Here is a 17212-nt window from a genome sequence, read left to right as displayed (position 1 = left end):
CGACGTTCTCCTGTATGCGCCGCTCAGGCCTGGCCGCGAAGCATGGCGAGATAGGTCGGCTTGAGAGCGATGCCCTTCATCACCCACGACACCCAGAGCTCCTCCAGCGGGGCAATCACACCCGGGAAGGACGGGGTGAGGTTGTTGTCGTAATCGAACTCGACCAGCATCGCCCGGCCGATCCGGGTGATCAGCGGGCAGGAGGTGTAGCCGTTATAGGCGGCTTCGGAGACGCTGCCCTGGAGGCTCGCCACCAGATGGTCGACCGCCACGGGCACCTGCCATTTGACGCTGGCGGCTGTCTTTCCCTTGGGCACGCCCGCCACGTCGCCGATGCCGAAGACATTGGGGAAACGGCGGTGGCGCAGCGTCGCGGGATCGACCTCCATCCAGCCATCGGCGGCGAAGATGCCGCTCTGCCAGGCCAGGGGGCTGAACCGGACCGGATCGGGCGCGCGCATTGGCGGAACGATGTTGACGAAGTCGTAGCCGATCTCGGTCCGGCCCTGCGGGGTCCTGAAGGTGGCGATGCGGCGTCCCGGATCAATCGCCGTCATGACATGGTCGTGCGTCGTCCGGATCTGCCGCTCCTCGAACAGCATGCGCACCTTCTCGGAGACGATCGGGACGCTGAAGAGAGCCTTGTTCTGGGCGGCATAGATCAGTTCGGCCTTGCCGCGCCTGTCCGCGCGACGCAGCCGATCATCGGCGATGAAGGCGTATTTCAGCGGTGCGCCCGCGCATTTCATCTCGGTGTCGGGACGGTGGAACAGGCCTACGCCACCGCGTTCGATGAAGCGCGCCAGCTCCCGCCAGGTCGCCTCGGCCGCGTCGGGGCCGCCATAGACGGAGCCGATGCCGTCGACCCCGATCAGCCGCGTGTCCATGCCCTCGATCGCGGCATAGTCGAGCTGGAGTCCGGTGGCGACGATCAGAAAGTCGTAGCCGAAGCGCTGACCGCCGGCCGTCACGACGACGTTCGACTCGGGGTGGAAGGCGACCACCCGGTCCTCAACGAGGGTCGCCCCGGGCGCGACATAGTCACGTGTCGCCCCGATCGCATAGCTCTTCGGCTTGAGCCCGGCGGCGACCAGCGTGAAGCCAGGCTGATAGAAATGGGCGCGACGCGCATCGATGATCGTGATCTGCGCGCCGTCGAGCCTCTGGCTGAGCCGGGAGGCGGTGGCCAGGCCCGCAGCGCCCGCACCTGCGATCACGATCCGTGCTTTCGTCGCGACCTTGGCCGCCGCGCCCGCCGGCCGTGCCCATCCGGCTGCGGCGGCGCCGGCGAGTGCCAGCCTCAGCACGTTGCGGCGCGTCAAATCCCGTTCCGACGTTGATGCCATGGACCCCTCCCGGATCCGCTCCACCTTCGGGAGCGATTGGCGGGCCGCCTCGCGTGACACCCCGCCTGCGCTTCCTGCGCCTGCGGAACCGCGGTCGAAATGACAATTCGCAATGGGATGACGGCGGTGCGCTTCGACCTTGGTCGCGGTGCCGCCGGTCAGGTCTCGAGCAGGCGGCGCAGGCTCGGCATGTCGCAGAGGAACTGGTTCAGCCGCGGCTCGGAAATGAAGCCCTGCCGCTTCAGCTCCGCCATGGTCCGGCTTGCCGTCTCGGTGGTCAGGCCAAGGACGGCGCCGAGATCCTCGCGGCTGAACAATTCGCAGCGCTCGTCGCCGCGGGCTTCCGCCAGCCAGAGCAGGAGACGCACGACCCGGTCCCGCGACGAGCCGGTCGAAAACTCCGTGATCCAGCGGTCGGCGTTGCTCAGGGCCCTGTGCCAGCGCGCCATCAGCTCGTTGAAGAGCTGGGCGTTGCTGTGGGAGAGCGACCGCACGAAGTCTACCGGCAGGCGGCAGATCTCGGTCGGCTGCAGCGCCGTGGCGGTGTGGGGATACTCGCTGGCGATGAGGGCCTCGAGTCCGATCAGGTCGGTGCTGCGCAGGAGCCGCACGATCCGCTGCGTGCCATCCGGCAGGAACTGGGTCAGCTTGACCAGCCCGGAGCGGATCGTGAACAGCGATGTCGCGGGGTCGCCCATGGCGTAGATGGTAGCGCCGGCCCCGTAGACCGACTGGTCGATCGGCCGATGGAACCGCTCGAAGTCGTCCTCCTTCAGGCCGGCGAACAGCACCGAGCCGCGGATCGCACAGAGGCGGCAATCCGCCGTGCCTGTCCACGCTTCCGTCGCGCCGATTCGCTTCACCCACCGTCTCCCGGGCCGATTGCGGACAGCATTGTGCCGAGCGTCCATCAGTGCGCAAGCATGCGTCCCGCGACAAGACGCAGAGTCGTGTCGCAGGCGCGCAGGATGGCCTCGTCATGGCTGATGACGAGGATGGCCTGCTCGGCCCGTGCGCGGCGCAGACGCTGCAGCAGGGACAGGGCCGCCTGAGGGTCGAGCCCTTCGGTCGGCTCGTCGAGAATCAGGATCGGGGCAGGCTTGAGCAGGGCCCGCGCCAGCGCGATCCGCCGGGCCTCGCCTCCGGAGACCTTGGTGCCATGGGCGCCGACAAAGGTGTCGAGCCCCTCGGGCTGCTGCAGGACGCAGGGCAGGATGCCGGCCAGCTCGCAGGCCGCTCGCATCTCGGCCTCGCCCGCATCGGGCGCGGCGAGCTGCAGATTGGCCCGGATGGTCGCGGCGAGCAGAGGGGCGTCCTGCGGCAGCAGCGCGATGCGCTGGCGCCAGGCATCGCCATCGAAGGCCGAGAGCGCCGTGCCGGCGAAGGAGATGCGGCCTTCGGTTTCGGGCACGAACCGCATCGCCACCGAAACGAGGCTGGATTTGCCGGCTCCGCTCGGCCCGGCGACTCCGAGCATCCGGCCCGGCGCGAGCGCGATGTCGATGTCGCTCAGCGCGAGGTCGGTGGCGCCGGGATAGCGCAGGCTGACCCGCTCGAAGCGGAGCACGCCTGAGGCCGGCGGCGGGATCGGACGTGCCGGTTCCTGCACGGCCGGCACCCGCTCGGTCACCGACAAGAGACGCTGGATCGACGCCCGGACCGCCGGCAGGGACTGAAGGGCAAGCGGCAGCGGCGCCACCGCCTCGAACAGGGCGAGCGAAAGCAGCGCGAGCATGGGCACCTGCGGCGCCGTCAGCGCACCGCCTGCAAAGGCGGCGATCGCCACGGCCATCGCCGCGATCAGGGCGAGATGGGCGCAGAAGCCGACCATCGCGCCGGTGAAGGCATTGGCCTTCGCCAGCCGCGTCTCGTCGTCCAGAACCGCGTCGCTCTCCGCCAGCAGCCGCGCGACATGCCGCTCCTGCGGGTCGTAGATCGCGAGCTCGGCCAGACCCTCGACATGGTCGACCAGCGTCGCGGCCAGCCGCGCCTGGCCTTCCGCCAGCCGCGCGGCGGCACAGGCGCCGTAGCGCTGGGCCGCCAGCGGCACCAGGAGACCCGCCAGCACCAGCAGCGGCGCCACGACGCCCGCGATGGCCGCATGGGCGACCGCGAGCCAGCCGAGGCCGACCGCCAGAACGATGGCGGCGACGGCGATGGGCGCGACAACGCGCAGCACCACCAGTTCGAGCCGGTCGACATCGCCCCGCAGTCGCGACAGCAGGTCGCCGTCACGCAGGTCGGCAAGGACCGCCGGTGCGAGCGGCAGCAACCGCTCGAACAGCCAGGGCCGCAGCGTTGCGACGACGCGCAGCGTCGCCTCGTGCCCGACCACGCGCTCGGCATAGCGGCCTGCGGTGCGGGTCATCGCCAGTCCGCGGATCGTGGCGCCGGGCGTGAAATAGTTCATCGACACCCCTGCCAGACCGGCCATGGCCATGGCGGTGATGAACCAGCCGGAGAGGGCCAGCAGCGCGATATTGGCCAGCATCGCCAGCGCCCCGAGCCCAATGGCGAGCGCGATCCAACCGGCCAGCGGCCGCAGCAGCGGCCCGATCCTGCGCAGCGTCAACATGGGCAGGCTGTCTCGGCAGGTTCTGCCTGCCCAACCGCGATGCGACCCTCCTCGATCCGGATGATCCTGTGGGCCAGCGCGAGGCTCGCGGGGCGGTGAGCATTGACCAGAAGGGTCCGCCGCCCCTTCAGTTGCGTGATGGCCGCATGGATCATGGCCTCGCTGTCATCGTCGAGATGGGCGGTCGGTTCGTCCAGCAGGGCGAGCGGCGCGTCGCGGCAGAAGAGGCGCGCAAGGGCGATGCGGCTCGCCTGACCGCCCGAGAGCTGCCGCCCGCCATTGCCGATCGCCGTGTCGAGCCCCTGCGGCAGGTCGGCGATCACCCCGGCGACGCCCGCGCGTTCGGCGGCCCTGAGGATGGCGCTGTCGTCCGGATCGGCTTCGCCCGGTGCGATGTTGCCGCGCACGGACGCCGCAAACAGCTTGGGCCGCTGCGGCATGAAGCCGAGATGGCGGCGCCAATGCTCGGGATCGAGCGTCTCGAGCGGATGGCCGTCGATCAGGATGCGCCCGCTGGTGGGGCCGACGAAGCCGAGCAGCAGGGCCTGGATGCTGGACTTGCCGGCGCCGGAGGGACCCGCGAAGGCAACGGTTTCCCCGGGCTCGATGGCAAAGGTAACGCCCCGCAGCGCGATGCGGCCGTCGGGGTAGGTCAGATGCACATCCTCGAAGCGGATCGCGATGCCATCGCCGAAAGCGGGCCTGGCCGTGCCGCTGGCGAGCACCGGCTCCGGCAGGGCATCGAGCGCGACAAGTCTCGACGCGGCCCCCAGCGCTTCCATGCGGGCATGATAGGCGGTGCCCATCATCCGCAGCGGACCATAAAATTCCGGCGCCAGCAGCAGGATGAACAGGCCCGCCCGGTAATCGAGTTCGCCCCAGAGCAGCCGGAAGCCGATCAAAACGGCGATGATCGCGATCGCGACCGTCGAGAAGAATTCAAGCGTCAGCGACGACAGAAAGGCGATCCGCAGCACCGCCATCGTGTCGCGCCGGTAGCGCTCGGCCGTGGCGCCGACCTCGGCGACCATCCGGGGTCCGGCGCCGAAGGCCTTGATCGAGGCGAGGCCCTGCACAGCATCGAGAAAATGGCCCGACATGCGCTGCAGCCGCAGCCATTGCCGCTGGTTGAGCGCCTCGGCGCCCTTGCCGATCAGCACCATGAAGAGGGGGATGAGCGGGGCGGTGACGAGGAAGACCAGCGCCGACAGCCAGTCCAGCGGCGCCACGACGAGAAAGATACCGACGGGCAGCATCGCGGCCTGCGCGGTCGCCGGCAGGTAGCGTGAGAAGAAGGGCTCGACCGCGCGCACGCCGTCCGACAGCGCCGCGACGATCTCGCCGGTCGGCAGCGCTGCGGCGCCCGATGGTCCGACCCGGCCGAGCTTGCCGAGCAGGGCGCGGCGCAGCGCCGGCACCACCCGCATCGCGGCCGCAAAACCTAACCGCTCGGCCGCGAAGGTCGAGGCGGCGCGCAGCGCCACGATGCCGAACAGGAGGACGAAGGGCAGGACGAGCTCCGCCAGGGGCTCACGGCCGACCAGCGCCCGGTCGAGGATGGTCGCGACCCACCAGGCCTGAAGCACCACCATCACGCCCGCCACGGCGCCGGCCAGGAGCGCGAGGCGCAGCTCGCGGGCAGCCAGCGGCCGTAGGCGCCGGAGGAAGGCCAGGTCGTTCGGGGCGGAGGTCACGAGGATGCCATTCGGTTGATGGTCTTCGCCGCGGCGCCGCGATCGGCGAGGCCATCGACCGGCGGTCGTCAGCGGCCGATTGCGCCCGAGGACCCCATGGGCCGCGGCGCTGCTTCCATGCTCTGTCGCCGGTCATCGATCGACCCGTCGGCCCCAGGCAGCGCGGTTCCGCGCGTCTCGAACTCGTTCTGGAATTCGAACCACATGACGTTGATGATGGCGATGGCGAGGGCGGCCGTGACGCCGAGGATCCAGGCGAAATACCACATGGCGGGTTCCTTCCGGCTCAATAGGCCTGATGCTTGCGCGCTTCGACGTCGGCGACGGTGACCTTCCCCCACATCTGGACATAGGCCCAGACCGTGTAGGCGAGCACGATCGGCAGCAGGATCACCACGGCCCAGAACATGATCTTCAGGGTCATGTGGCTGGAGGCGGCGTCCCAGACCGTCAGGCTCGAGGAGGGCTGCGTGCTGGACGGCATGATGAAGGGAAACAGCGACAGCCCTGCGGTGCCGATGATCCCGGTCAGGCCGAGGCCGCTCAGGGTGAAGCCGAGACCGGGCCTCTCCTGCCGCGACAGGGCGGCGGCGAGAAGTGGCGCGACGAGACCGGTCAGGGGTAGGATCAGGGTGACGGGCCAGTTGCGGTAGACGTCGAACCAGGCCCCGGAAGCACGCACGACCTCCTTTGCGAGCGGGTTCGGCAGGGCCGACAGCGGCGGCTGGGAGACGATCCGGTAGCCGTCGATGCCGAGCCAGACCCACAGCCCGCCCAGCGCGAAGAGGGCGGAAACGCCGATGGCGAGCATCGGCACCAGCGCCCGCGCCCGTGCGGCGATCACGTCGTCGGTACGCATCTGCAGCCAGATCGCGCCGTGCAGCGCCAGCATGCCGACGCTGATCAGCCCGGCGAGCAGGGCGAAGGGGTTCAGGAGCGGCAGCAGGGCCCAGATGAAGGACCCCTCGTAATGCGGTCTGAGGAAGCGATCGAGGTGGAAGGGCACGCCCTGCAGCAGATTGCCGAAGGCGACGCCGAAGATCAGCGCGGGGATCAGCCCGCCGGCGAACAAACCCCAGTCCCAGGCATTGCGCCAGGTCGGATTGTCGATCTTGCTGCGGTAGTCGAAGCCGACCGGGCGGAAGAACAGGGCGATGAGGACAAGCAGCATCGCCAGGTAGAAGCCGGAGAAGGCGGCCGCATAGACGGCCGGCCAGGCGGCGAAGATGGCGCCGCCGGCGGTGATCAGCCAGACCTGGTTGCCGTCCCAGTGCGGTCCGATCGTGTTGATGATGACACGCCGTTCGGGGTCGTTGCGGCCAAGGAAGGGCAGCAGCATGCCGACGCCCATATCCATGCCGTCGGTGATGGCGAAGCCGATCAGCAGGGCCCCCACCAGGGCCCACCAGATGAGTTTCAGGCTTTCATAGTCGAGCATCGTCTCGCTCCTCGGACGGGAAATGCGCTCATTCGGCCGCGACGAGGCGGGGCGGGACGGGCGATGGCGGGTCGGGCTGCTCGTGGTGATAGCGGCCCGTATGCAGCGAGCTGGGGCCGAGCCGGACGAAGCGGACCATGAGGTAGACTTCGATGACCAGCAGCAGCGTGTAGAAGGCGAAGTACGCACTCATCGAGACGATCAGATCGGTGACCGTCAGGGCTGACGTCGCGAGGAAGGTCGGCAGCACCTCACCGATCGCCCAGGGCTGGCGGCCATATTCGGCGACGAACCAGCCGAGTTCGCTGGCGAGCCAGGGCAGCGGGATGCTCCAGACCAGCAGGCGCAGAAGCCAGCGTTGCCGCTCGATCGTGCCGCGGGCCAGATGGTAGAAGGACAGGGCGAACAGCGTGAGCATGGTGAAGCCGAAGGCGACCATGATCCGGAAGCTCCAGAACAGGTAGGGCACGTGGGGGACGCCGTCCCAAGCCGCCGTCGCGATCTGCTGCTCCGTCGCGGCGGCAGGATCCTCGACATAGCGCTTCAGCATCAGCCCGTAGCCGAGATCCTTCTTGTGGTCGTTGAAGACGGCCTTGGTTTCAGAGGAGCTGTCGCCGGCCCGCAGCTTTTCGAGCGCGCCGTAGGCAAGGATGCCCGAACGGACGCGCTGCTCGTTCTTCGCCACGAGTTCGGTGATGCCCGGAACCTGCTTGTCGATCGACCGCGTCGCGATCAGGCCGAGCGCCCAAGGAATCTGCACCTCGTAGCGGTTCTCGCGCTTGTCCTGGTCCGGCAGGGCGAAGAGGTTGAAGTTCGCCGGCGCCTGCTGGGTGTGCCACTCGGCCTCGATCGCGGCGAGCTTCATCTTCTGGACGTCGCCGAGTTCGTAGCCGCTCTCGTCGCCGAGCACGATCACCGACAGCGAGGAGGCCAGGCCGAAGCCGGCCGCCACGGCGAAGGACCGCTTGGCGAAGGCCAGGTCCCGGCCCTTCAGGATGTACCAGGCCGAGATGCCGATGACGAACATCGAGGCCGTCACATAGCCGGCCGCGACGGTGTGGATGAACTTGACCTGCGCCACGGGGTTGAGCAGCACCGCGACGAAGTCGGTCATTTCCATGCGCATCGTCTCCGCCGAGAACTCGGCACCGACGGGGTTCTGCATCCAGCCATTGGCGACGAGGATCCAGAGCGCAGACAGGTTGGTGCCGAGCGCGGTTGCGAAGACGACGGCAAGATAGCGCCGCTTGCTCAGGCGATCACGGCCGAGCAGGAGCAGGCCGACAAAGGTCGATTCGAGGAAGAAGGCCATCAGGCCTTCGATCGCCAGCGGCGCGCCGAAGATGTCGCCGACGTAATGCGAGTAGTAGGCCCAGTTCGTCCCGAACTGGAACTCCATGGTCAGGCCGGTGGTGACGCCGAGCGCGAAGTTGATCGCGAAGAGCTTGGTCCAGAACCGCGACATGTCGCGGTAGATTTCCTTGCCGGTCATCACATAGACCGATTCCGTGATCACGAGGATCCAGCTCAGGCCCAGTGTCAGCGGAACGAAGATGAAATGGTACATCGCCACCGCGGCGAACTGCCACCGGGATAGCTCGACGAAGGTCGGGTCGATCATGGACGGAGGGCTCCTCAAGAGCGGCTCGCCTCGGCCCTGCTCGGTGGGCCTCGGCGTGTGTCACCCTGCTAGGAAAGGCAGATCGCCGTAACGTCGCATTGCGTAATCGCAATCGCGAACAGAGCCGATCGTTTTCCTAGCCGAAGCCAGGCTGCGGGTCGGCGAGGAGGGACTGGGCCCAGTTCTCCATAGCGGAATTGGCCAGGGGCATCGGGGTTTCGAGGAAGCTGACGACGAACCGGTCCGTCAGTTCCGCGATGCCGATCGAGCGCGGCCGCAAGGCCAGGATCTCCGGATTGGGGATCGACATGCCGAAACAGAACACGACGTTCTGGGCGTCGAGAATCCCCTCCGCGATCTCGCCGTCCGGCAAGGCGCGCGTATGGGCCATATGGTCGAACACGCCGAGGAAGCGAGCACAGGGATGCCGCTCGATCAGCCGGCGGAAATGCGCCACGATGTCGGCAACGTTTCGGCACGCAGTTCCTGTCTTGGCGACGTCGAGGATGAAGACCGGATAGCGCGCGTGGATGATTTGCGGGCGGGCGGGCCGCAGTTCGGACTGCATGACGCCACCTATTCCGGTTGGCAGATCTGGTGCCGGGCGACCGCGATGCCGGTGCGCAGCAGCAGGCCGGTGACGAGAAGGCTGGTGAAGGCCAGCAGGACGAAGCCGATCTGGCGATAGCCCGCAAAGCCGGTCTGCTCCGCCATCGCGAAGCTCGCAACGGTGATCGCCGCGAGCGGAAAGGAATAGGCCCACCAGGACAGGTAGAAGGCGATGCGCCGCAGTCGCGGCAACTGCGTCAGCAGGAGCACCGTCAGGAACAGCCCGAAGAAGTAGAGGATGCGGGCGAAGGCGTCGATCCCGCCGGCCAGTTTGAGATAGGCGAGGCATCCGACGGCCGGAGGCGCGATCAGGATGAAGAGCGTCGGCCTCAGCCGGTCCGGCAAGGGCTGGTGGAAGACGATCCGGTTCAGGACGACGGCGAAGAGCGGCAGCCAGAACACGATGCCCACCGAAAAGAACAGCCAGGAGGCTTCGCGATAGCCGAGGCTCACCGCGGCGATCGGGACCAGCATGTTGCCGACGATCGGGATGAACCAGGCCGGGTTGAGATGGGGCGTCTGGAAATGCTCCCGGTTGATCCAGCGATCCAGCACCAGCAGGGTCAGTGCCAGCTGGAGTGGCGCGCCGACGAGCAAGAGCCCGGCTGCCAGATCGCGGCTGAGCTCCAGCGACGCGATGCTGAGCAGGATCAAGCTGATCGCGATCGTCGGGACGAAGTGCAGCCGCACCGGATGGGCGAACTCCTCGCGCACCGCCTGCGGGTGGAGCAGCATCTTGGCGCCGTAGAACAACGCGAGCACGACGAACAGGCCGCCGGCGAGCGCCAGCACGGTGTGCCCGACGGCCTGCAGGGAGGGGATCGTGCTTCCTGCCTTCTCAAATGCGATCGAGAGCCCCGCGAGGCCCATCACCATCGAAAAGAAGCTGACGGGAAAATGACTGAGGCGAGGTTCGGCCTCATGGCCGCTCGCAGAGATGGCTGTGGTCATGACGTCGCTCCCGGGCGGGCCCGCCGCCGGTGGCAGCTCTCGAGGGCCGGCGACCGTGGCGGAGCGAGAATGACGCGCGGAGGCGTTATTTCATTGCGTAATCGCAATCGGCCGGGGCGAAGGCGCCGGCATGCCCGGTCCGGGCATCCTGGCCTGTCCGGAGCCATTCCTTCGGTCAGCTGATCGTCGAACGACGGATCAGACCCTGCAGCCACACGGCTTACGCGATCGTGCTGGAGATCGTCCCCTATTTGCGGACGTTCCTGTGCGGCAGCTCGAGGCGCTGATCGGTTTCGTCGGTATCGACGATCAGCTCATAATCGATGCTGACCATCGTCGGCGGGTTGTCCTGACGGAGGCCGTGCAGCTTCACCTCGACGCCGCGCAGCTTGAACCGGATCACCGGCGTCACCCGCTCTATGCCCTTGAGCATGCAGGCCGCGACACATGGTTGTTTCGCCGGCGATTGACGAAGCGCAATGCCGGTGCGGCCGCGGTGATAGAGACGGGCAGTTGGAGCTCTGCGGCTTGTTGCGCCCTTCCGAGATCGGATCTGTCCATGTTCAAGCGCCTCGCGCTGCCGGCCGTTCTGATGCTCGTCGCGATGGCGGTGGCCGGCATCCTCTATGTCCGTAAGCTGAGCCCCGTCACGGTCGACGTCGCGCGGGTCGAGCGCGATGTCGAAATCCGGGTCTTCGGGCTGGGCAGTGTCGAAGCGCAGGTGCTGTCCCGGATCGGCTTTCAGGTCGCGGGCCGGATCGTGCAGCTTGCCGCCGACCAGGGCGAGATCGTCCCGGCGGGCACCGTGCTGGCTACTCTCGAGGACAGTTCGCAGCGCGCCCGTGTCGCCAAGGCGCAGGTGGCAAGGCTCCAGGCGCAGGCGGCTCTCGCCAGGGCGCAGGCGCTGTTGCAGCGGTCGGAGGCCAACCTCCAGCAGCGAGTGTTGGTGAACCAGCGGCGCCAGTCGCTCGTCGATCGCGGCAGCGTCTCGCGCGAGCAGGCCGATGAAGCCCAGACCAACGAGACGCTCGCCCAGGCCGATCTCGCCGTCGCCAAGGCGGAGGTCCGGGTCGCCGAGGCGGCCCGTGACGACGTCGCCGCGGCGCTGACGATCGAGCAGGTGCTGCTCGACCAGCACCGCATCATGGCGCCTTATCGCGCCCGTATCCTGTCGCGCCTGAAGGAGGCGGGTGCCGTCGCCGGTGTCGGGGAGGTCGTCTTCACGATCATCGAACCGAACTCGGTCTGGGTGCGTGTCTTCGTCGACGAGGCCGTGTCCGGCGGCCTCGCGATCGGGCAGAAGGCGCTGGTGCGGCTGCGCTCCGAGATGAACACCGTTGTCGAGGCGCAGATCGTCCGGATCGATCAGGAGAACGACCGGGTCACCGAGGAGCGCCGAGTCTATGTGCGCTGCGTGACCTGCGAGCCGGAGCATGAGGGCCGCTATCTCGGCGAGCAGGCCGAGATCGAGATCATCAAGCGGGTCGTTCCGGAGGGGCTGTTCGTGCCGCTGCGTGCCGTGAGCGGTTTCGATGGTCGTGCGGGCACGATCTGGACGGTCGAGGACGGCAAGCTCCATCGGCGTCTCGTCGCGCTCGGAGACCGGCTGCTCGACGGTCGCGTGCTGATCGTCGGGGGCCTTCCCGCCGGCGCGCGCGCGGTGGTCTCTGTGCCGGCGGACGGTTTCACGGTCGGGCGCAGGGCGGTGGCCTCCGAGAGCTCCCGATGAACCTCGCCTGGCGCGACGTCCAGCATGGGCTCGGACGGTTCATCCTGACCTGCGTCGGCCTCAGCCTGCTGCTGGGCGTCGTCATGGGCATGGTCGGCATCTATCGCGGGCTGGTCGCCGAGGCGCTCGGCCTGGTCCGGAGTGCCGGGGCCGACGCCTGGGTCGTCGAAGCGGGCAAGAGGGGCCCTTTCGCCGAGAGTTCGCGCCTGCCGCGCGACACGCGCGATGCCATCGCCGTCCATGCCGGCGTGGCGGCGGCCGGCGCGGTCGTCTACCAGACCGTCGAGTTTCCCTATCGCGGCACGAACCTGCGCGTCTTCATCGTCGGCGCCCAGATCGGGCGGCCCGGCAGCGAAGTCGCAATCGAGGAAGGCCGCGCCATCCTGAAGTCGCGCTCCGAAGTGGTGGCCGATCGCAAGGCCGGGCTCGCGCTCGGCGAACGCATCCGCATCGGCCGCGACGACTTCACCGTCGTCGGCCTGACCGCGAACGCCACCAGTTCGGCAGGCGACCCCGTGCTGATGATGACCTTGCGCGACGCCCAGATCGTCCAGTGGCAGTTCGATCCGTCTGCGGTGAGGCGGGAGACGGCCCGCGATGCGCCGGCCGGCGGGTCGAGCGACCTGGTCAGCGCCATCATCGTGCGCATGCAACCCGATGCGTCGCCCGAGGGCATCATCGGCTCGATCGCGCGCTGGAAACATCTGACCGCGATGACGGAGGCTCAGCAGGAGGAGATCCTGACGCGCTCGGTGATCGAGCGCGCACGGCGGCAACTCGGCCTGTTCGCGGTGATCCTGCTGGCCGTCTCGACGGTGGTGATCGGGCTGATCGTCTACACCATGACCATGGACAAGAAGAAAGCGATCGCGACGCTCAAGCTCATCGGAGCGCCCGACCGCGTGATCGTCTCGCTGATCCTCCAGCAGGCGTTGGCGATGGGCCTGGTGGGCTTCGCCATCGGCGCGACGCTGATCCGCCTGGCCAAGGACTATTTCCCGCGACGCGTGGTGCTGGAACCCTCCGACACGGCGATCCTGCTCGGCATTATCGTCATGGTTTGTCTGATTGCCAGCATCTTCGGGGTGCGCTCGGCGCTGAAGATCGATCCTGCCTCGGCGCTCGGAGGCTGATATGATGGCCTCATCCAGACCCATCGTCGCGCCAGGACCCGTCGTCGAAATCGCACACCTGTCGAAGACCTTCGGCGCCGGCGCGACGAAGGTGCCAGCACTGATCGACATCGATCTGACGATCGGGACCGGAGAGGTGGTGGGCCTGATCGGCCCCTCCGGGTCCGGCAAGAGCACGCTGCTCAACTGCATCGGCTGCATCACGGAGCCCGATTCCGGCTCAATCCGTCTCGATGGCCGCGCGATCTTCGACGGCAAATGGCTGATCGGCGATCTCAGGCGGCTCAGGCTCGAGACGATCGGGTTCATCTTCCAGTTTCACAATCTACTGCCGTTCCTCTCGGCCTGGGAGAACGTGGCGATCGTCCGCACGCTGATGGGCGAGAGCCCCGAGCGGGCCAAGGCCCGCGCCATGGAACTGCTCGGCTATCTGCAGGTCGACCACCGTGCCGATGCGCTGCCATCCAAGCTGTCGGGCGGCGAGGCCCAGCGCGTGGCCATCGCTCGCGCGCTCGCCAACGAGCCCCGGATCATCCTCGCCGACGAGCCGACCGCGGCGCTCGATTCCGAACGGGCGGCCATCGTCATCGACCTGCTGAAGCAGGTCGCGATCGAGCGTGACGCTGCGGTCATCGTCGTGACGCATGACGAGAAAATCTTCTCGCGCCTCGACCGCATGGTCCATCTGCGCGATGGGCGGATCGTCGAGGTGGTTTCATCGCAAGCTTTATGACAAAGCGGTGCGCTCGACCACGGCTCGCTGCCCGAGGCCAGACCTTTCGAAGGTCCAACCCGCAACCTTGGTCTCTTCAATCGCGATCCTCGGCAGCCTGCCCTGAAGCGGACGTTCCAGAGGTCGGCTCGGGACCAAACCGGGCCTTTGCAGACTCTGCGGGCGTCCGGCTTCAGATGGCTCGACTGAGCTGTCCTTGACGGATCTCATTCCCTGTCCAGCCTTTCGCCGATGTGCTGCCATGCGCGCTTGTTCTTCTGGAACCGCTGAACGGTCGTTCTGAAGCCGCCGGGAGAACCGGAGGTTCCGTTCTTGCGGCTTGGAGAGCCTCGACGCCACCGACGTCGAGGCTGGATGGCCGCAGATGACGGATAGCTCCGCCAATTTGCGCTAACGCAATCCACGGGCCGAGCACTCCGCCTAAGGGTTTCAACGCGGCGAGGAACTGAAAAGCGCGTCGCGATGATGGAGAGAGCGGATGTTCAAGACCCTTCTGGCCGGCGCGGTAATGGCGTTGGCGATCACCGGCGCGAGTGGCGCCGAGGTCGAGGTGAAGATGCTGAACAAGGGCGCCGCAGGTGCGATGGTGTTCGAGCCAGCTCTGGTGAAGATCGCGCCGGGCGACACGGTCAAGTTCGTTCCCACGGACAAGGGCCATGATGCCGCAACCATTCCGGACATGCTGCCGGCCGGGGCTGAGCCCTTTGCAAGCAAGCTCAACGAGCCGATCGACGTCACCTTCAAGCAGTCCGGAGTCTATGGCGTGCGCTGCAAACCGCATTACGGCATGGGCATGGTCGCTCTCGTCGTGGTCGGCGAGCCGACGAACATCGACGCCGCGGCCGCCGTCGCGGCCAAGGCACCCGGCAAGGCCAGGACCGTTCTCGCCGACCTCCTCGCCAAGGCGAAGTGAATCCACTCGGATCCGGACGCGGCCGGCACTCGCCGGTCGCGGGAGGTCGGCATCATGGCACCGATACCGCGACTGCGGGCCTATGACGGCCCGCCGATCCTGTCCTATGGTTTCCGGCCGTTCTTCCTGCTCGCAGCCTTGCAGGCGGGGTTGATGATCCTGGTCTGGCTGCCCTTCGTCGGCGGCCATCTTTCCGTGCCGACCGCCTTCGACCCGGTCGACTGGCATATCCATGAGATGCTCTTCGGCTATCAGGCGGCGGCGGTCGCAGGCTTCCTGCTGACGGCGATCCCCAACTGGACCGGCCGGCTGCCTGTGCAGGGCACGCCGCTGCTCGTGCTGGTGCTGGCCTGGCTCGGCGGCCGTGCCGCGGTCAGTGTCTCGGGTCTGATCGGCTGGCCGTTGGCCATGGTGATCGACAGCCTGTTCCTGCTGCTGCTCGCCGCCGCCGCCGCCCGCGAGATCGTGGCGGGGCGCAACTGGCGCAATCTCAAGGTCGTCGTCCTGCTCTCGCTGCTGCTTACGGCCAATCTCGCCTTTCACCTCGAAGCCGCGCTGATGGGCGGCGCGATGGTCTCCAGACGTTTCGCCATTGCCGTCGTGCTGGTGCTGATCGGGCTGATCGGGGGGCGCATCGTCCCGAGCTTCTCTCGCAACTGGCTGTCACAGCGCGGCAAAGGCCGGATGCCGCGCGCCTTCGGCAGCTATGACAAGGCGGTGCTGGCGATCACCGTGATGACGCTGGGACTATGGGTTGGTTTGCCGGACAGTTTGACGACAGGGGCTGCGCTGACTCTGGCAGCACTCCTCCATCTCGTCAGACTAGCCCGCTGGGCTGGGGATCGCACCTGGCGCAATCCGCTGCTCGCCATCCTGCATGTCGGCTATCTCTTCGTGCCGCTGGGCTTCGCGCTGACCGCGGCGGCGAGCTTCGGGCTCGTCGCACCTGCCGCCGGCGCCCATGCCTGGACGGCGGGGGCCTTCGGCACCATGACGCTTGCCGTCATGTCGCGCGCCAGCCTCGGCCATACCGGGCGCCCGCTCATTGCCACGGCGGCGACGCAGCTCAGCTACGCGCTGATCGTCATCGGCACCGTGGCACGGATCTGTTCCGGTCTCGGACATGGTTCGTCCGCGCTGCTGCATGTCGCCGGGCTGAGCTGGTCTCTGGCCTTCCTGGTCTTCGCTGCGGCCTATTGGCGTGTTCTGACGGGTATGCGGGCCGGCCCCAAGGCCTCGCCTGCGGCCCGGCAAACCTGACCGGCCAACATCGGGAACGACCGAGACGAGGCGAGGCGGGTCGCGGGCTGCGCCTATCCCGCGTTCTCAGCCAGCCGCCTCAAGGCCGGGACATCGCAGACGATCAGCTTCTGCCGTCCGCCTTCGACCAACCCCCGGGTCTCCCAGGAGCTGAGGATGCGCGAAACGGTGTGAAGCGTCGTGCCGGTCATCTCGGCAATGTCGCGCCGCGAGATCGGGAAGTCGACGCGCAGGCCGGCATCGTCCTGCTTGCCCGCCTGCTCGACGAGCCGCAGCACGGCATGGGCGACGCGGCGCTCTACCTCCTCGGTCGACATCTCGCGGATGCGGGTGTGGGCCTCGTCCAGGCGTTGGCCGATGGTCCGGATCGCGTTCATCGCCAGATGCGGGTTGTTCTCGACGAAGCCGTCCCAGGATTCACTGGGCCAGGCGGCGACGAGGCTGTCGACGGCGGCCGTCGCAGTGCCCGGATAATCGGGGCGGCTGAGCGCCCGGGTGAAGCCGAAGAGATCGCCGGGATGCACCACCCTGACGATGATCTGCTGGCCGTCGCGCGTCACCTGCGTCACCTTCAGCCGGCCGTGTAGCAGCAGGTAGAAGGCCTTGGCCGGGTCACCCTGCTCAAAGACCGCCTCGCCCTGCGGGACCCTGCGGGCGCTCGCCTGCGCCGTCATCCGGTCGAGTTGGGCATCACTCATGGCCGTGAAGAGCGTAATGCTGCGCAGCACGCTGCGGTCCAATGCCACGGGTGTTCCTCCTCGGACGGATTTGAAAGCGGTTCGCGACCCGGTGGGCTATCGCGCGGGAGCGCGGATATGACCGCAACCACGGGGTCCGTTCAAGTGCGTCACGACAGCCCGGCCAATGCGGTCGGCAGGCCGGCCAGCAGGCAGACCAAGGCGGCATAGCCAGCTGGTCCTCCTATGTGGAGAGCGCTGAAAGCTCCCGCGTGAAAGCGAGGCTTTTCACGCCACAGAACAGAATGCCGCCCAGCGCCGGCGCGACGAGGTTGGCTTGCGGCCGGCGGCCCTCTGCCGCACGGAGGCGAAGAAGCCGCCGCAGAGCAGGATCACGGTGGCGGAGGCGGCAAGGTCGCGGTCGAGCGCGCGACTCAGCGCCGCCAGCGCCGCCGCCGGGTGGAGTGCGCTCGGCAGCACAAGCGCGCCCCGCAGCGCGCCGAAGACGACCAGTTCACTGACGATCAGCACCG

General features: G+C 67.8%; 16 protein-coding genes and 1 pseudogene. 5 read left to right on the top strand and 12 right to left on the bottom strand.

Going from position 1 to position 17212, the window contains the following annotated elements; all coding sequences use genetic code 11:
* Window positions 1–23: 23 nt before the first annotated feature.
* The 10 genes and pseudogenes from BW981_RS17465 to BW981_RS17420 all read right to left on the bottom strand — a co-directional run bounded on the left by BW981_RS17465 (window position 24) and on the right by BW981_RS17420 (window position 10646).
* The gene (locus tag BW981_RS17465; RefSeq protein ID WP_076441539.1) at window positions 24–1346 is read right to left on the bottom strand and encodes an NAD(P)/FAD-dependent oxidoreductase; all 1323 of its coding nucleotides are present in this window, start codon (window positions 1344–1346) and stop codon (window positions 24–26) included.
* Window positions 1347–1504: 158 nt separating this feature from the next.
* Entirely contained in the window at window positions 1505–2209 is a 705-nt protein-coding gene (locus BW981_RS17460) for a Crp/Fnr family transcriptional regulator (RefSeq protein WP_210188689.1), read from the bottom strand.
* Between the two features lie 47 nt (window positions 2210–2256).
* Complete coding sequence (gene cydC, locus BW981_RS17455) at window positions 2257–3921, bottom strand: thiol reductant ABC exporter subunit CydC (RefSeq protein WP_076441535.1); 1665 nt, start codon at window positions 3919–3921, stop codon at window positions 2257–2259.
* Window positions 3915–5615: a thiol reductant ABC exporter subunit CydD gene (cydD, locus tag BW981_RS17450; protein WP_210188688.1), complete on the bottom strand. Its 1701-nt coding sequence runs from the start codon at window positions 5613–5615 to the stop codon at window positions 3915–3917. Before cydD ends, cydC begins: the two co-directional genes overlap by 7 nt.
* 182 nt (window positions 5616–5797) lie before the next feature.
* Window positions 5798–5884: pseudogene (gene cydX, locus BW981_RS23455) on the bottom strand (cytochrome bd-I oxidase subunit CydX); the annotation flags it as partial.
* 17 nt (window positions 5885–5901) lie between these two features.
* Complete coding sequence (gene cydB / locus BW981_RS17440; RefSeq protein WP_076441531.1) at window positions 5902–7053, bottom strand: cytochrome d ubiquinol oxidase subunit II; 1152 nt, start codon at window positions 7051–7053, stop codon at window positions 5902–5904.
* Window positions 7054–7081: 28 nt separating this feature from the next.
* Window positions 7082–8674, bottom strand: coding sequence for a cytochrome ubiquinol oxidase subunit I (locus BW981_RS17435; RefSeq protein WP_076441529.1), 1593 nt, complete (start codon window positions 8672–8674; stop codon window positions 7082–7084).
* 136 nt (window positions 8675–8810) lie between these two features.
* Window positions 8811–9242 (bottom strand): DUF6858 family protein, encoded by a 432-nt coding sequence (locus BW981_RS17430; protein WP_076441527.1) that lies wholly within the window; start codon window positions 9240–9242, stop codon window positions 8811–8813.
* A gap of 8 nt (window positions 9243–9250) precedes the next feature.
* Window positions 9251–10234 (bottom strand): SLAC1 anion channel family protein, encoded by a 984-nt coding sequence (locus tag BW981_RS17425; RefSeq protein ID WP_076441525.1) that lies wholly within the window; start codon window positions 10232–10234, stop codon window positions 9251–9253.
* Between the two features lie 247 nt (window positions 10235–10481).
* The gene (locus BW981_RS17420; protein WP_348521413.1) at window positions 10482–10646 is read right to left on the bottom strand and encodes a hypothetical protein; all 165 of its coding nucleotides are present in this window, start codon (window positions 10644–10646) and stop codon (window positions 10482–10484) included.
* A gap of 147 nt (window positions 10647–10793) precedes the next feature.
* Between BW981_RS17420 and BW981_RS17415 the strand changes: the two genes are divergently transcribed.
* From BW981_RS17415 to BW981_RS17395, 5 genes are all read left to right on the top strand, one after another.
* Window positions 10794–11963: an efflux RND transporter periplasmic adaptor subunit gene (locus BW981_RS17415; protein ID WP_076441521.1), complete on the top strand. Its 1170-nt coding sequence runs from the start codon at window positions 10794–10796 to the stop codon at window positions 11961–11963.
* Window positions 11960–13096 carry an ABC transporter permease gene (locus BW981_RS17410; RefSeq protein WP_076441519.1) on the top strand — a complete coding sequence of 379 codons (1137 nt, stop codon included), beginning with the start codon at window positions 11960–11962 and terminating at the stop codon, window positions 13094–13096. The genes BW981_RS17415 and BW981_RS17410 overlap by 4 nt, the downstream gene beginning before the upstream one ends.
* Before the next feature lie 4 nt (window positions 13097–13100).
* Complete coding sequence (locus BW981_RS17405) at window positions 13101–13829, top strand: ABC transporter ATP-binding protein (RefSeq protein ID WP_076441611.1); 729 nt, start codon at window positions 13101–13103, stop codon at window positions 13827–13829.
* A gap of 478 nt (window positions 13830–14307) precedes the next feature.
* Complete coding sequence (locus BW981_RS17400; protein WP_076441517.1) at window positions 14308–14742, top strand: pseudoazurin; 435 nt, start codon at window positions 14308–14310, stop codon at window positions 14740–14742.
* A gap of 54 nt (window positions 14743–14796) precedes the next feature.
* Window positions 14797–16002, top strand: coding sequence for an NnrS family protein (locus BW981_RS17395; RefSeq protein WP_076441515.1), 1206 nt, complete (start codon window positions 14797–14799; stop codon window positions 16000–16002).
* Between the two features lie 53 nt (window positions 16003–16055).
* Here BW981_RS17395 and BW981_RS17390 read toward each other — a convergent pair whose 3' ends face one another.
* Entirely contained in the window at window positions 16056–16748 is a 693-nt protein-coding gene (locus BW981_RS17390) for a Crp/Fnr family transcriptional regulator (protein ID WP_076441513.1), read from the bottom strand.
* A 219-nt stretch (window positions 16749–16967) separates the two neighbouring features.
* On the bottom strand, window positions 16968–17210 hold the full coding sequence (locus tag BW981_RS17385) for a hypothetical protein (protein WP_076441511.1): 243 nt from the start codon (window positions 17208–17210) through the stop codon (window positions 16968–16970).
* Window positions 17211–17212 lie beyond the last annotated feature (2 nt).

The organism is Allobosea sp. TND4EK4 (assembly GCF_900156025.1).
Taxonomy (GTDB): domain Bacteria; phylum Pseudomonadota; class Alphaproteobacteria; order Rhizobiales; family Beijerinckiaceae; genus Allobosea.
Note: the sequence above shows the minus strand (reverse complement) of the source record. Positions and strands in the feature narration are given on the sequence as shown.

Bases quoted from the DNA above. Each gene is read 5' to 3' on its own strand.
- BW981_RS17465 (WP_076441539.1), bottom strand. From the start codon at position 1,346: ATGGCATCAACGTCGGAACGGGATTTGACGCGCCGCAACGTGCTGAGG.
- cydC (WP_076441535.1), bottom strand. From the start codon at position 3,921: ATGTTGACGCTGCGCAGGATCGGGCCGCTGCTGCGGCCGCTGGCCGGT.
- cydB (WP_076441531.1), bottom strand. From the start codon at position 7,053: ATGCTCGACTATGAAAGCCTGAAACTCATCTGGTGGGCCCTGGTGGGG.
- BW981_RS17435 (WP_076441529.1), bottom strand. From the start codon at position 8,674: ATGATCGACCCGACCTTCGTCGAGCTATCCCGGTGGCAGTTCGCCGCG.
- BW981_RS17430 (WP_076441527.1), bottom strand. From the start codon at position 9,242: ATGCAGTCCGAACTGCGGCCCGCCCGCCCGCAAATCATCCACGCGCGC.
- BW981_RS17425 (WP_076441525.1), bottom strand. From the start codon at position 10,234: ATGACCACAGCCATCTCTGCGAGCGGCCATGAGGCCGAACCTCGCCTC.
- BW981_RS17415 (WP_076441521.1), top strand. From the start codon at position 10,794: ATGTTCAAGCGCCTCGCGCTGCCGGCCGTTCTGATGCTCGTCGCGATG.
- BW981_RS17410 (WP_076441519.1), top strand. From the start codon at position 11,960: ATGAACCTCGCCTGGCGCGACGTCCAGCATGGGCTCGGACGGTTCATC.
- BW981_RS17405 (WP_076441611.1), top strand. From the start codon at position 13,101: ATGGCCTCATCCAGACCCATCGTCGCGCCAGGACCCGTCGTCGAAATC.
- BW981_RS17400 (WP_076441517.1), top strand. From the start codon at position 14,308: ATGTTCAAGACCCTTCTGGCCGGCGCGGTAATGGCGTTGGCGATCACC.
- BW981_RS17395 (WP_076441515.1), top strand. From the start codon at position 14,797: ATGGCACCGATACCGCGACTGCGGGCCTATGACGGCCCGCCGATCCTG.